This window comes from Bacillus sp. V33-4 (assembly GCF_002860225.1).
Taxonomy (GTDB): domain Bacteria; phylum Bacillota; class Bacilli; order Bacillales; family Cytobacillaceae; genus Bacillus_BJ; species Bacillus_BJ canaveralius.
Genome location: NZ_PGVC01000009.1, coordinates 72,460 through 86,558, shown reverse-complemented (window position 1 = coordinate 86,558; position 14,099 = coordinate 72,460). Strand labels below are relative to the sequence as shown.

At 38.6% G+C, this 14,099-nt stretch carries 16 protein-coding genes; 12 read left to right on the top strand and 4 right to left on the bottom strand.

Going from position 1 to position 14,099, the window contains the following annotated elements:
* The first annotated feature begins 21 nt into the window (after positions 1 to 21).
* The 3 genes from CVD23_RS04240 to CVD23_RS04230 all read left to right on the top strand — a co-directional run bounded on the left by CVD23_RS04240 (position 22) and on the right by CVD23_RS04230 (position 3,586).
* Positions 22 to 915, top strand: coding sequence for a serine hydrolase (locus tag CVD23_RS04240; RefSeq protein WP_101665287.1), 894 nt, complete (start codon positions 22 to 24; stop codon positions 913 to 915).
* Positions 916 to 1,128: 213 nt separating this feature from the next.
* Complete coding sequence (locus tag CVD23_RS04235; protein WP_101665301.1) at positions 1,129 to 2,004, top strand: MurR/RpiR family transcriptional regulator; 876 nt, start codon at positions 1,129 to 1,131, stop codon at positions 2,002 to 2,004.
* Positions 2,005 to 2,008: 4 nt separating this feature from the next.
* Entirely contained in the window at positions 2,009 to 3,586 is a 1,578-nt protein-coding gene (locus CVD23_RS04230; RefSeq protein WP_101665286.1) for an N-acyl-D-amino-acid deacylase family protein, read from the top strand.
* 189 nt (positions 3,587 to 3,775) lie between these two features.
* On the opposite strand, the gene CVD23_RS04225 is transcribed toward CVD23_RS04230, so the two are convergent.
* Entirely contained in the window at positions 3,776 to 4,675 is a 900-nt protein-coding gene (locus CVD23_RS04225; protein ID WP_101665285.1) for a TetR/AcrR family transcriptional regulator, read from the bottom strand.
* A gap of 184 nt (positions 4,676 to 4,859) precedes the next feature.
* On the opposite strand from CVD23_RS04225, the gene CVD23_RS04220 reads away from it, so the two are divergent.
* Both CVD23_RS04220 and CVD23_RS04215 read left to right on the top strand, forming a co-directional pair.
* Positions 4,860 to 6,389 (top strand): DHA2 family efflux MFS transporter permease subunit, encoded by a 1,530-nt coding sequence (locus CVD23_RS04220; protein WP_101665284.1) that lies wholly within the window; start codon positions 4,860 to 4,862, stop codon positions 6,387 to 6,389.
* Positions 6,390 to 6,732: 343 nt separating this feature from the next.
* A complete protein-coding gene (locus CVD23_RS04215) occupies positions 6,733 to 7,041 on the top strand; it encodes a hypothetical protein (protein ID WP_101665283.1) in 309 nt (102 codons plus the stop codon).
* Positions 7,042 to 7,193: 152 nt separating this feature from the next.
* Here the strand turns inward: CVD23_RS04215 and CVD23_RS04210 are convergent, their stop codons facing one another.
* Positions 7,194 to 8,660 carry a S8 family serine peptidase gene (locus CVD23_RS04210; protein WP_101665282.1) on the bottom strand — a complete coding sequence of 489 codons (1,467 nt, stop codon included), beginning with the start codon at positions 8,658 to 8,660 and terminating at the stop codon, positions 7,194 to 7,196.
* 253 nt (positions 8,661 to 8,913) lie between these two features.
* Here CVD23_RS04210 and CVD23_RS21795 point away from each other — a divergent pair, with 253 nt between their 5' ends.
* Positions 8,914 to 9,090 carry a hypothetical protein gene (locus tag CVD23_RS21795; protein ID WP_180955523.1) on the top strand — a complete coding sequence of 59 codons (177 nt, stop codon included), beginning with the start codon at positions 8,914 to 8,916 and terminating at the stop codon, positions 9,088 to 9,090.
* A 41-nt stretch (positions 9,091 to 9,131) separates the two neighbouring features.
* On the top strand, positions 9,132 to 9,422 hold the full coding sequence (locus CVD23_RS04205) for a hypothetical protein (protein ID WP_101579309.1): 291 nt from the start codon (positions 9,132 to 9,134) through the stop codon (positions 9,420 to 9,422).
* 129 nt (positions 9,423 to 9,551) lie between these two features.
* On the opposite strand, the gene CVD23_RS04200 is transcribed toward CVD23_RS04205, so the two are convergent.
* A complete protein-coding gene (locus CVD23_RS04200; protein WP_101665281.1) occupies positions 9,552 to 10,034 on the bottom strand; it encodes a DUF2512 family protein in 483 nt (160 codons plus the stop codon).
* A 240-nt stretch (positions 10,035 to 10,274) separates the two neighbouring features.
* On the opposite strand from CVD23_RS04200, the gene CVD23_RS04195 reads away from it, so the two are divergent.
* The 4 genes from CVD23_RS04195 (at position 10,275) to CVD23_RS21790 (ending at position 12,131) form a co-directional block, all read left to right on the top strand.
* Positions 10,275 to 10,721 carry a GNAT family N-acetyltransferase gene (locus CVD23_RS04195; protein WP_101665280.1) on the top strand — a complete coding sequence of 149 codons (447 nt, stop codon included), beginning with the start codon at positions 10,275 to 10,277 and terminating at the stop codon, positions 10,719 to 10,721.
* A 245-nt stretch (positions 10,722 to 10,966) separates the two neighbouring features.
* The gene (locus CVD23_RS04190; protein WP_101665279.1) at positions 10,967 to 11,347 is read left to right on the top strand and encodes an SDR family NAD(P)-dependent oxidoreductase; all 381 of its coding nucleotides are present in this window, start codon (positions 10,967 to 10,969) and stop codon (positions 11,345 to 11,347) included.
* Positions 11,326 to 11,766, top strand: coding sequence for an SDR family NAD(P)-dependent oxidoreductase (locus tag CVD23_RS04185; RefSeq protein WP_374702612.1), 441 nt, complete (start codon positions 11,326 to 11,328; stop codon positions 11,764 to 11,766). Before CVD23_RS04190 ends, CVD23_RS04185 begins: the two co-directional genes overlap by 22 nt.
* Positions 11,767 to 11,984: 218 nt before the next feature.
* Positions 11,985 to 12,131: a hypothetical protein gene (locus tag CVD23_RS21790; RefSeq protein ID WP_180955521.1), complete on the top strand. Its 147-nt coding sequence runs from the start codon at positions 11,985 to 11,987 to the stop codon at positions 12,129 to 12,131.
* 640 nt (positions 12,132 to 12,771) lie between these two features.
* On the opposite strand, the gene CVD23_RS04180 is transcribed toward CVD23_RS21790, so the two are convergent.
* Positions 12,772 to 13,281 carry a hypothetical protein gene (locus CVD23_RS04180; protein ID WP_101579312.1) on the bottom strand — a complete coding sequence of 170 codons (510 nt, stop codon included), beginning with the start codon at positions 13,279 to 13,281 and terminating at the stop codon, positions 12,772 to 12,774.
* A 206-nt stretch (positions 13,282 to 13,487) separates the two neighbouring features.
* Here CVD23_RS04180 and CVD23_RS04175 point away from each other — a divergent pair, with 206 nt between their 5' ends.
* Positions 13,488 to 13,943 (top strand): hypothetical protein, encoded by a 456-nt coding sequence (locus tag CVD23_RS04175; RefSeq protein ID WP_101665277.1) that lies wholly within the window; start codon positions 13,488 to 13,490, stop codon positions 13,941 to 13,943.
* The last annotated feature ends 156 nt before the right edge of the window (positions 13,944 to 14,099 follow it).

Sequence of the window (14,099 nt, the reverse complement as noted above, 5' to 3'; positions counted from 1 at the left end):
AATATGAAAGGAAGAAAGGTTATGAGTTTACAGAATCGTTTGGAAGAAGTTTTACATGATGCAACGGGTAACTTCGGAGTTTACGTGAAGCATCTGGAATCTGGAGAGACTGCCGCAATCAATCAAAACCGTTTTTTTCAAGCCGCTAGTGTGTTTAAGGTTCCGATATTGGCGACATTATACCGCGATGTGGAAATGAACAGGGTAGATCTGCATCAGCGTATTCGTTTAGAAGAAAAAGATTTAGTTAATGGGTCGGGAATCTTTAGGGAGTTGATCCCTGTTGAAGTGACAATAAAAAATTTAGCAACAATGATGATCATTGTCAGTGATAATGTGGGTACTGATAAAATCCTACAGATTATTGGCAAGGAAACTGTCAATCAATATATGAAAGAAATTGGTTTAAATAATACCTACATCCGATTTAGTTGTTGGGAGCTTCTTTGCTCATGTGTTGGGCTTCAGCCCCAGAGTTTTTCGCTTGAAGTTTACCATGAAATTAATCGTCGTTTCAAAAATGGTGAAATCGATTCTAATTCAATTGTTTTCCAGGAGAGCATTGAAAACAATGTAACCACTGCAGCCGATATTGCGAAACTATTACAATTAATTGCGTCTAAACAACTCATCTCGCAACATGCTTGTGATGATATGTTTGAAATTCTGGCCAAACAGCAATTTAGAAATAGAATACCGAACTTATTGCCGGAAAATACGATTGTTGGCCACAAAACAGGTACTGTTGCAAGTGTGGTTAATGACGCAGGAATTGTAAAACTCCCGGGTGATAAAGGTACATTAATTATTTCAGCTTTTTCGATAGGCAACAAAACTGAAGCAGAAGGTGCGAGGAAAATTGCGGAATTATCCAAAGCTGCTTATGATCACTTCCTTAACAGGGTTACGGTGTAATAAGTAAACAGATGCCCAGGCTACTAGTGTAGGAGTTTTATAACACAAACTGCTTTAGCCCGGTAAAAAAACATTATGATTGAAGAAGTACATCCGAAAAACTGGCAACGGTCGAGGACGGACGTTACAAATTGTAACGTTCTTTTTTCTAAAAAGGTCTTTTTTGTTAATCCCAGCATTGCCTGGTTAATTATAAGGAAGGAATACGCTCTCATGGATAACTTTAAAGATAAAATAAGGAAGCAATTTAACGAACTGACAAAAAAGGAGAAATTGGTCGCAAAATATATAGTCGATTTCCCTAAAGAAGTTGCATTCCAGACTGCAAAGCAGCTGGGTATAGCAAGTAATACAAGTGATACCACTGTGATTCGATTGTCTTATTCACTTGGATATTCTGGATATAGTGAACTGCAGAAAGAAATTCAAGCCACTTTGTTGCAGGAATCCTCACCAACCACTGATCCTATCGAGGATTTTCGCAGCACTACTAAATCCTTAAAGGATATCAACTTGATTCAATATGTAATCGAACACGACAGTGCCTACATTCGGGCTACATTGGAACAACTGGATTACAACCAGTATAAAAAAGCAGTAGATTTATTGATTGCTTCAGAGAAGCGAATCGTTATTGGATTCCGTTCATCGTATGGTCTTGCTAATTGGCTGACATTCAGTCTTAACACTGTTGTAGGAGATACATTATTGTATCGGGGAGAAATCGAGGACGCTAATTATATATTATCTCAAATAGATGATAAAACTTTAGTGGTTGCCATTTCTTTCCCGCGATATACGCAGGAAACTTTCTCTTTTGTAAAAGCGGCCAAGAAAAAAGGGGCAATGGTTTTAGCGATAACAGATGATAAACTTTCTCCAATCGGACAATCCGCCGATATTTCGTTTACGGTTGTTGCGCCAGCCCCGATTCCTTTAAAGGGAATAACACCAACCTTTGCATTGCTAAATTTACTGGTTACAAGTATAGCAGCGTCTCAGGAAACAAAAGTCCAAAAGAGAATGGAAGAATATGATCAAACAAGTGATGAATTTTTTCCTTTCACCAAAAATACTAAATGGGGGTAATCATATGTTTGATATTTTAATTAAGCATGGAAAGCTCGTTGACGGTACAGGAAACCCTTGGACTGCTCTAGATATCGGTATCAAGAATGGAAAAATTACAGAAATTGGCCTATTGAAGGAACATGAAGCTAAACTTGTCATTGATGCAGACGGACTTTTTGTCTCTCCCGGATTTATTGATACACATGTTCATTCCGATCTCTTATGCTTAAAGCCAGATATACATAAAATAAAAATTTTACAGGGGATTACCACAGAACTTTTTGGTCAAGATGGTATTTCAGTTGCTCCTGTATCAGAAGAAACAAAACCGCTGTGGCAACAGCAGCTAAAGGGATTGAATGGAGATATTGGTGATTGGCCCTGGAATTCTATTAAAGAGTATCTCGAATACTTGGAAGATATGAGAATAGCGGGGAATGCTGCCTATCTAGTACCGCATGGAGCCGTCAGGACATTAGTCATGGGATTCGAGGGAAGGGTAGCAACCAGGGAAGAAATGGTCAAAATGCGGGAATTGGTGGAGGAAGGAATGAGGCAGGGAGCTGTCGGTATATCTACGGGGTTGGTCTACCCGCCAAATGTCTATTCAAATAAGGAAGAATTGATTGAACTTTGTAAAGGATCTGCAAAATATGGCGGAAGTTTTGTTGTTCATATTCGCAATGAAAGCAACCGATCATTGGAAGCATTAGATGAAGTCATTGATGTCGCCCGTCAGTCAGGAGTTAGACTGCATGTATCGCATTTTAAAGTAGCCGGTAAAAAAAACAGGGACAAATTTGTGAAAGCTCTTGAAAAGATGGAGGAAGGAAGAAAAGAAGGGATCGAAATTACCTTTGATCAATATCCTTATACAGCTGGCTCAACAGTGTTTCACGCGATTTTACCACCTTGGATGCATTCAGGTGGAACCCAAGAATTATTGACACGGCTTGAGAACCCTATTGTAAGAGCACAAGTTAAGCATGATTTCGTGAATAATGATGAGTATGAGAACTGGGTAATGAATTGTGGATGGGAAGATATTATTATTACTTCTGTGTCAACCGATAAAAACCGGGAAATTGAAGGGAAAAGTATGACGGAAATCGCAGCTTTAAGAAAGACAGAACCGGACGAAGCTGCATTTGACTTACTATTAGAAGAAAACGCCGCAATCACGATGGTCGTCCATTGGGGCAATGAAGAAGATGTCATTTATGGAATGAAACACCCTTATCAAATCGTCGGTTCTGATAGTATATTCGGGGGAAAGCCACATCCTCGTCTATATGGAACATATCCACGAATTCTGGGGAGATATGTCCGTGAAAAAGGAATATTAACTTTAGAAGAGGCAGTCAGAAAAATGACAGGAGCACCCGCTCAATTATTACGTCTTAGAGACCGCGGATACATCCGCGAAGGACAATGGGCAGATATCGTGGTCTTTAATTCCAATACAATAAATGATGAGGCAACCTATGAAAACCCATTAGCGCTTCCCACAGGTATTCATTATGTTCTTGTCAACGGTGAAATCACTGTAAATGATGGAGCGTACACGGGTAGCACCGCTGGGAAGATTATTCGGCGGTAATAAACACTATCTAAGTTTTTTTCTCAATAGTTTTTATTTCTTCATTTAATCATGCTAAATATGAGTGAAGTGGATATGTAACTAATTTGCTGAATAGATGTAAATAAAATTGAAACAACAAATAAAAATTTACCGTTTCAGAATCCGGCGCCAACCAATTAAGCGCCGGATGTTCTTCATTATAGGACATTAACCTAACTCCTCAATTTGATGAAAAAAAGATTCAACAAGTTGATCAAGCTTTTGCACGTCTTTTTTTGCAAAAGCTGCCTGACCCGTTTTAAAGGATAAAAGGGCACTTTCAATCAGAAATTTTCGTGGGTTCTTTGAATGCAATAGCTCATCCTGAATGAATTCGAGTAACTCCATGTATTTTGTCTGTGCTTCCCGATGGTTTAAAGCTTTTTTCAAGACTAAAACAGTATGATAAAGTTCCTGCTGAAAAGCCTGGTCGGTATTGCGACAGTCAGGCAGCAAATTTTCCAAAAGCTCAGGTTGAACTAGTTGATCACCTGATTTTGCAACTTCGTCAACCATCCGCACTACTCGCTCTACACTATAACGGACCACTTGATGGACGCTGTAATTTGATCCATGCGCCAGTTCATGATATTTGAGGTTTTGTTGTAGTATCCCCATCAACATAATGGCGCAATCTAACAAATACGGTTTTTTACTATCATCGAAAATGTCGGTGAATCGCTGGAATAACCAACGAAGCGTTCTCAATTGACCTTGCTTTATAAATTGTTTAAGCTCTGGATCATTTGAAAAAAAGACTTCTTCAAAAAGGGATATTAACTTATTTGTTCTATTTGTCTTCAATTGCAGTTCAATCTGCTTAATGAAGATGTCAATATTTGAAGGATTTTGACCAATCAGCAATTCATTTCGATTTTTTTCCATCTTCTTGTAGATCAATTTAAAAAGAGCGATTAATAACTCATTTTTAGAAGAAAAATAATTATAAAATGTTCCTTTGGAAATTCCGCTATAGTCCAAAATATCTTGGATGGATGTAGCTTGAAAGCCTTTATCTATAAATAATTGGTGGGCCATTTCAATAACATGCTGTTTCCTGTCGTTCATCTAATCACCTTTATTAAAATTAGACTTCCTGTATAAAAATCATCGTACAATATTTTCCCCGTTTATACAAACCCATCATACAAGGCGTTTATTTTATTGCAGTATTTATACTGTTGGTATAATATAATGTCTATGTGTAACAAGAGTATAAAAAAATGAACTAAACGTCTATAGGAGGAACACAATGGATCATTCCATAAATAACACTGATCGTCCACCATACGGGATTCTAGCTGTCCTGATGGTCGGAGCTTTCATTGCTTTTTTAAATAATACATTATTAAATATCGCATTACCATCAATTATGACAGAATTAGATGTTGATGCACCAACCGTGCAGTGGCTGACTACAGGCTTTATGCTGGTGAACGGAATCATGATTCCAACTACGGCTTTCTTGATTCAAAAGTATTCTGTTCGCCGCCTGTTCATAACAGCGATGGGTTTGTTTACAGCTGGGACGATTATCGCCAGTCTTGCGCATGTCTTTCCTGTTTTATTAATTGCCCGGATGGTACAGGCTTCGGGAACAGCGATTATGATGCCGTTATTAATGAATGTGATGCTGACGAGCTTCCCGCTGGAGAAACGGGGAACGGCGATGGGCGTTTTTGGTCTAGTCCTAATGTTTGCACCCGCGATTGGTCCAACATTATCAGGGTGGATCATTGAACATTATGACTGGAGAATGCTTTTCCACTTTGTAACGCCATTTGCAGCATTAATTCTATTGAGTGGCATCTTTTTGCTTAAAGATAAAAAAGATAAAGTGGAACTTCGTCTTGATTTTGTATCACTTTTGCTATCAAGCGCAGGATTTGGTGGTTTGCTCTATGGCTTCAGTTCTGCCGGCTCTAAAGGCTGGGATAGCCCACAGGTATATGGAACGCTCACCATTGGGGCCGTTTCATTGTTAGTGTTTATTTTACGACAATTAAAACAAGACCGGCCAATGCTGAATTTCCGGATCTTTAAATTCCCTATGTTTGCTTTATCATCAGCCATTTCGATGGTCGTTACAATGGCGATGTTTTCTGGTATGCTGCTTACACCGATCTATGTGCAAACGATACGAGGTATTTCCCCGCTTGATGCGGGTCTTATGATGCTGCCTGGTGCTATTGTGATGGCTTTAATGTCACCAATTACTGGTAGATTATTCGATAAGTTTGGCGGCCGGATGCTAGCGATCATCGGCTTATCCATTACCGTGGTAACAAGTTATTATTTCAGTAGGTTGACGCTTGAGACGACCTATACACAGTTAATTATTTTATATACTGTTCGAATGTTTGGGATGTCAATGGTAAACATGCCGGTTACAACAAATGGACTAAACCAACTGCCAGCTCGCTTCTACCCGCACGGTACAGCGATGAACAATACCCTGCAGCAAGTCTCCGGTGCGATTGGAACGGCTTTGTTGGTGACGGTTATGTCAATCCGCTCAGAAACGCATGCGGAAGAACTCGCTGATTCTGCCATAAAAAACTTGACAGGACAACCAACTCCAGCTGCGCTTGCTGAAATGAAACAGCAAATCGCGATGCAGGCAATGTTGGAAGGAATTAATGATGCATTCTTTGTGACAGTCCTTATTGCAGGCATTGCACTTGTTCTTGCTTTCTTCATCAAGCGTGCTAAACCAGCAGAAGATATAATAGAAGCAACACCATCTGAAAAAAAGATTGGAAATAAATTGGTGGAGAATTAAACCGCTCTATTTTTACACAAAAAGGTAAATATCTGTGAATTGTTGTGTGCCAAGAGATGCTGAACAACATTAGGCAATTCGAAGGGGAAATAAAACAATTAATTTGAGACTCGCGATCTTAACAGCAATTTCTATATAAAAATACACATCCAGCAGAGAAAGCTTCTTATCAATTAAAATGGATAAGAAGCTTTTGTTATGCAGATTACCGACTAAACTACCACAGTACCATTTTCCTGTTTGTTCCCAAAAGAGTTTAACTACACTTCATTAAGTGAAAAAATGAATGTAGTTTAAATTCCTCTAAGGGGAATAAAATTCATTTACTACGGAGGGGAAATGTATGCAGCTTGATTTTAAGTCGAAGTTTCTCACTGGTGCGCTGGCCGCAGGTTTAACGCTGGGACTAACTGGATGTGGCGCTGAGCAAGATCCTCCACCGGAAGAACAAGAGGATATCGAGGACGAACAGCAACTTCAGCAAGATGAAAAAGAAGCTATGCAAGAGGACCAAGAAAAGATTAAAGAAGCTGAACAAGAGTTACAACAAGAGCACAATGATGTAGACACAGAACACCCGGAAGTAGAAAATGCACCGGCAGAACCAGATGAAACGGACGAGCAAGAACAAGCGGAGAACTATGCTGGGTAGACAGCTTAAGACTTAAGAAAATCAGTTGTTTCCTCACTGGCTCAAGTAAACCGGTTTTTTCGAATATCAAAATGAGCAGTTTAGAAGTAAAGAATAGCCCTCCATTTCTTTTTGGGAGGGCTTGATTGTTTTCAATACATTAATAGTGTTTATTATCTTGTTAAAGCATTGTAAATATTTGCTTCTCCCGAGCCGTATAGTGCATCCTTGCCATTCTTGCCATAATCAATAGCGGTTTGTTTGATTAGCGCTGTTACTTGAGCAGGACTTAGTTCAGGGTGAGCCGCTTTAATAACTCCTGCAATACCGGATACTTTTGGAGAAGCCATTGAAGTTCCATGCAGCAAGGCATAGCTGTGAAGATTGGAAGTAATGTATGGAGCCATATACGTTGGCCATGTGCTTAATGTTCTATAATGGAAATCTCGCAACTTCAAATCACGAGTATCGTGATACAAGGGACCATTATCGCCGCCGGGCGCTGCCACATCGATTGAACGGGAACCGTAGTTAGAATAAAACGCAATTTGATCAGTTGACCATTTATTTGAAGAAGAAACGGTAACAACACCCGGAAGCTGTCCTGGAACTTCAATCGACGCACCTTTGAATTGGTATCCCAGCTCCCCGTATGTTGCGTTCATATAATCTGTGATCTCTGTCGGATTATTAAGATTTAATGATTCATTCCCTGCAGCTACGACAACGGTTACGTTTTTCTTAACAGCATATTGGATCGCCCGTTTCCAAACAAGCATATCGGCTACATCACTATATGAACCGCTATGTTGATATGTGTAACGGGATAGTGCATCAAATCCGCCAATTGACATGTTGATTACATCCACACCATCATCTGCTGCTTGAATAATGGCATCCGCAATCCATGATGTGGCCGCTCCTGCGTTAGCTGGAAACACCCGATAAGCACGAATGCCAAGCTCCGGACCAACACCTTGTACTTTTCCATTTCCAGCAATCGATCCAGCTACATGTGTTCCGTGGCCATCGCGGTCTAAATAGTCATTTGGATCGCCTGTTTCTGTCGTGTCGTCTCCAAAAGCTCCTACTGGTACAAAATTTTCACCACCGAGCAAGTTGCCTTTAAGGTCTGGGTGGTTTAGATCAATTCCGGTATCGATAACTCCAACCACAGCACCGCTCCCTTTTTGAATATCGTACGAAGCACCGTCGTTGGTTACATTGTGAATATCCCACTGGTAATCCCAATAACTATCGATGTTATCTGGTTGCGGAATGTCCGTAACAGGCTGTCCATCGGCAGCAGCAGGATCATTCTTTTTGTAGTCAAGCTGATGCTTCATTTCCAAGTTTGCAGCTTGAACATTGGAAATGGATTTTATATTTGATAGAAAGGCATCGTTGGATGATTCCACTTCCAAACTTCCGATTTCAGGTAACGCGCGAGCTACTTTGCCGCCAGCTTTTGCGATCGCCTCTGAATAGTTATTGGGAAGATCGTGTTGAAAAGCGACCAAATATTTTTTTGCAACGGGCTTTGCAGAGTTTGCTGCTCTGGCTTCAGATAAACTCGTCCCTGCAATGATACTGCATGCTAAAGTGGCAGCAACGACAGAAGATAAAAGCTTATATTTCATCTAATCCCTCCATGAATTATATTATAAAACATACTTACATATTTAACGGGACCGGAGAAATATCCTTCTTGCATGCCACAAACAATCAAAAACAGGAAAAAAGGCACAGAGTATAGCTTGTCCAGTACCATTTTGGAATTAGCCAGTTGAAAGGTGTGATGGTGGTGAGAAACTGCTCTTTGCGCCGAATCGATTGGCAAAATATCAGTTTAAAATTAAGCTGTTTACACATCCTAACAGTGGAGGTGAGACAATGGAAAACCGGAATCCAAATCAACCAACTACGAATAATCAAAATACCGATACGATGGCTGACATTCGGCAAGGGTTTATTGAAACGATCGGAGAGTCTGCAACAGAAGCGAATATTACGTTGGATAGCGATCGAATCATTCGAGAAAGAAGTGTTCTTGATAACGACCAATTATAACGCCTTGATTGGCGTTTTCTGTTTAAAAGGAGGTGTGTTGGATGGACAGCATGAAAGTAAGGTATCAAATCAAAAATTTGTATCTGAAAGTGGGCAATGTTACTCGTGACCAGGAGAGCTATGTTCTTTTAAAAGCTTTTGATGACAGTAATAATGAAATTGTATTGGAACTTACACACGAACAAGCTGGATTTCTCGAAGATCAGTTTTACGAAGCAAATCGCCGCTGGGAGGATCGGATTTCTACAGTCGAACCTGTATCGGATACTGAATTAGCACCCCATGTGTTCGAATTTAACGATGAGTATAATGGGGATCAATATACACCTTAGTTCTGTGGTTAGTTCATTTTAATACGTTGAATGAGTGTATTGCACGTGCAGATACACTCTATTTGTTTTGGATCACATATCGTTAGGTGAACAATATAAAAGCCCAATTATAAAATTGGGCCAAGTCAATTACTTTCTCTTTTTCTTTTTTGAGTTGTTCTTTTTTGGACTTCTCACATCAGGTCTGACAGGTGCCAATTCTTCTGCCGCTTCCGTTTGAATCAGGTTATTGTTAACTGTCGCATTTCGGTTCTCGTTAGTGCGATCCGTTCTTTCCGCGCGTCTAGGTACAATACGATGATACAAGTATTCAGAGAATGCGATGGCAATGGAAGAAAATAAAGCAGCTGTAGATACATCGTCCACAAACGCTACATTTCTAGTCATAAAGTAAATGACGATGAATGCTATCCCAAAGTCAGCGATAGAAGCTGACAGATTATTTGTTCTACGCAATATAAGCAAATCACCCATAATATAACTTAACACAGTGAATACCACAGTTATCATTAGAACTTCCGTAAATCCTAAATTGTAAAATATCCCAAGAATAATACCTAGAATAATCAGCGTCGAAATAAACTTAATCGAAATCGCCAATGCATGCCGCATCTGATCAACTCCTTTTTGAGTTTATTTTGCTCGTCCTGTTTCAAAGTATACTCAGGAATCTTAGATGCAGGAGACCCGATCCGACCAGTTTAAATTTTTCAATAACTTCGCTCTATTGAAGAACATTATTGAATTTCCTCATTGAATAATAAAGAAGTTTAACTACAGAAGGAAATCTAAAATTAGTGAAGAATTTTATTTATATGCATTGAACATTAGTAGCGTTTTGGGGGAAGAACTGTGAACGTAGAAATTAAATTAGGAAAAAGAGAAGATATCGCCACTGCCTATAAACTAATGTTAGAAGCCTTTGAAGAGTATCGATACCTTGAGATACCTTCTAGTGCATTGAATGAATCAGAAACGTCCATAGAAAACTCATTTATGAATGGTGCTGAAAAAATTTTATTATGCTTTTTGAATGGAACACCTGTTGGCACGCTAAGATTCAGTACAAAACTGCAATCCTTATATTTTTCACGAGTATCAGTTCCACCTTATGCACGGGGGAAGGGGCTGGCTAAGGCAATGTTATTGTGGCTGGAAAATTACGCGATAAAAGATGGTAAAACGAAAATCGAATGCAGGGTAAGAATGTCCTTACCTAAAAACATTCGATTATACGAGTCCATCGGTTACAAATTGCACAAAGAGGAAACGGTCACGAATCTAATGGCTTTCAAGTAAAAACTGTCATAATGGAAAAATTAATCAAATAGCAACCTTGATTAAATCCCATGGGGCAAGAATAAGGTATGCATGTTAAAGCAGTATAGTTTACAGCGCTGCATCAGCAAGACGGTTAATGTGCTGCTTTTGTCTAATAGTGATGAACTAGAGTGCGGATGCAGACAAATCAATTGTCTTCAGATGTTCTATACTCTATATTAAGTGTTACTAAACGCAATTTTGGTAAGAGAGGATGATATTAAATGGAGCTTGGTATAAAAAATAAAACTGCACTTGTGACTGGCGGCAGTAAGGGGATCGGGAAATCCATTGCCATCGCGTTAGCAGCAGAAGGAGCAAATGTCGTCATTTGTGCACGCGGTGAAGAAGCATTGAATGAAGCTAAGCACGAAATAGAGCAGAATGGTGGGAACGTACTTGCCATTCAAGCAGATTTATCGAAACAAGAGGATGTTGATCACCTGGTTTCAGCAGCCATTGATCGTTTCCACACGATTGACATTCTTGTCAATAATGCGAAATTGCCAGTGGATTTGATGAGTTCGAATTCCTGGAAATCGAGGATTGGCAACGTCTTTTTGATATTAATCTTTTTGGGACAGTGCGTATCACAAAAGCGGTGATCCCCTATATGAAAAAGGCAGGCAATGGACGTATTATCAATATTTCTTCAGAATCCGGTGTGCAGCCTGATCCATTCATGCCTCATTATAATGCGTCAAAAGCGGCTCTGATCAATTTTACGAAAAGCTTGTCAAAAGCATATGCGGCCCAGGGAATTTTAGTCAATACCGTATCCCCGGCATTTATCATTACACCAATGTTGGAGAACTTGTTAAAAGATAATGCCAAAAAGCAGAACATCAGCTATGACGAAGCTGTTCAGCAATTTCTGAAGGAAAACCGTCCGCATGTAGAAGTGAAACGGCCAGGCACAGTCGAAGAAGTCGCATCTGCGGTTGTGTACCTCGCTTCAAGCCAGGCCGGCTTTATTAATGGAGTGAACCTTCGTGTTGATGGCGGGTCGGTAGCGAGCCAATAAAAACAAAGAGAGGGATATAAGCGTAAAAAAAACTAGTATAGGCGAAAATTTTGGAGTAGGAGCAAACAAAATCCGCTAAGTAAATTTCCTTGGTATACGCGAAAAAACTAGAGCGAAACACCAAAATGTACAAACCAACTTGTAGCGGTTTTTTTACATTAAAGTTAAATACTAGATGTTACGAGGTGATTGCAGTATGCGAAAGGGAGGACAAACTTATGGCGAAACCTTTTGAAGCTACTCCAGTTCTTCAAGGTCAAGATCTAGCTAATTTCGCTTTGTCATTCAACAAGAAAGATTCTGTTGCTAGTAAACAAAAAAGACAGTTAGCATTAGACATGCTTAGAAAAGCGACCAAGAAATAATTATGAAGTATATAGAGACTGGAGAATATGAGAAAATCCGCTTATGCGAAAATACAATTATGCTTCTTCTACATAAAATAAGTAGAAGGCTTTTTTATGCAATTAACTGTTGAAGTATTTGATTTAAGATAATGCTTAATATACAACTATGCAATGAGTTGTTCGATAAGCATATATTACAAAAACATAATTCAATGTTTTTGTATGTCAATACCACCATTATTAATGAGAACACTCATCTAACGTCTAACCCATTAAAACAGTTCCTCAAAATTTTCCTCAAACAGCCAATCAATTTAGTTTAAGCGATATGGAAACTGTTACAAAGGCAAGCGTCTCTGGAATCAAAGAAGTTATTGAAACTGAAGTCTTTAGTTTTGGAAGGAGAAAAGATAGCATATTAAAACAAATTTCTATCAATGACAGTTAGGTGCTGCTGACACTGTTAATGCATCAATTTCTAATCTCTATGGTACTAGTTTTTAACTGTAGACAGAAGACTAGCAGACAATCTATTTGTCAATTACACAGAATTGCCTATTATTAAAATGTTTACTATACAACTGGTAGAAATAGAGATTATTAAAATTTCAAAGGCGAGTTTCAGTATAAACGCAAAGTTTGATAACCTACTATAATATTAATCATAATTAGAGAAAATGAAATTGATCATTTTCATCATTAAAAACATAAGCGAAAGTAATAAGAAAAATGATAAATAATCCGGTAAATAGGTATATAAATCAAACAAGTGCGATACTGATAAATAAAGAATATACCACATGGAAAGATTATAATAATAATCTGGAAGTTTACGACTAATAATAAAACGAATGTAGCTTAATGATTCAGATCGATCATACTTTTTCCAGTAAACAGCATCCCAAATTAAAAGTAGTGCGGAACCTAAAAATAAAAGTATGATCAGATATGACGTAATATGAATAAAAGACTTCAGTATGATAATAATGTTATAACTAATTAAATCTACATACTTGTTTACTACAATATTAAGCTCATTAAAAACTGCAGGAGAAAGTCCCTTCATTAAATACAAACTTACAGAAAAAATATACATCCCAATAAGTATATTCATTAGAGAAATATCTTTAAATTCTTTAATATCTGCAAGTCTTCCAACTTGAAACATACTAACACCCTCTATTTTTTAAATTTACTTTCTATATCGTATAAAATGTCTAGATTTTAACTCTTATTTGTAAAATAAGGGCTGTTATTGGAAAATCGTCACTATTAAGGAATGGCTTAGGGGAAAATAATTTTAATATAACAATAACATTACATTCATGTTACAATTTACTTGAAATTAAATTACATAAGCGGAGGATTTACATCATGGCAAGTGAATCAGGTAAGCAACTATTTCGCAAAAAATGGTCGGTATTGTTAATAGCTTTAACTATTATCGGGTCTATTGTTTCTGGATGCGGGAATAACAATAACGAAGATACTGAGGCAAAAAAAGATTTAGTTAAGGCTGAGAAAAAAATTGAAGAATTAGAGAAACAATTGGAAGAAGTGAAGGGTGAGCTAGTTTTGGCTCAAGCACCTAAAGAAGAAACTGTTGATGAGGCAGCAACCGGTACAACAACACATGAACCGGCGCCAGCACCCGCACCCGCACCCGCTGCAACACCGGCAACCACTGCATTTGAAAACCCCCTATCGCCCAACTGGATCCTGCAGTTGTTGCTAGTGAGATCAACAAGAAGGCTGAGGCTGATTGGGTTGACGACTATGAAATGCAAGACTATCAGGTTGAGAATCAAACTGCTGCTTATAACGAACTAAAGGCAATGGTCATCGACACTGATGTTAAGCAAACTCAAATAGAGCGTGCTATGCAGGATTGGGGAATGGACTTTGAGATGGTTCAGTACCAATATGAAAATCAAATGGAGGCATATAATAACTAATCACAAGGTGAGGCTGAAAAAGCCTTGCTTT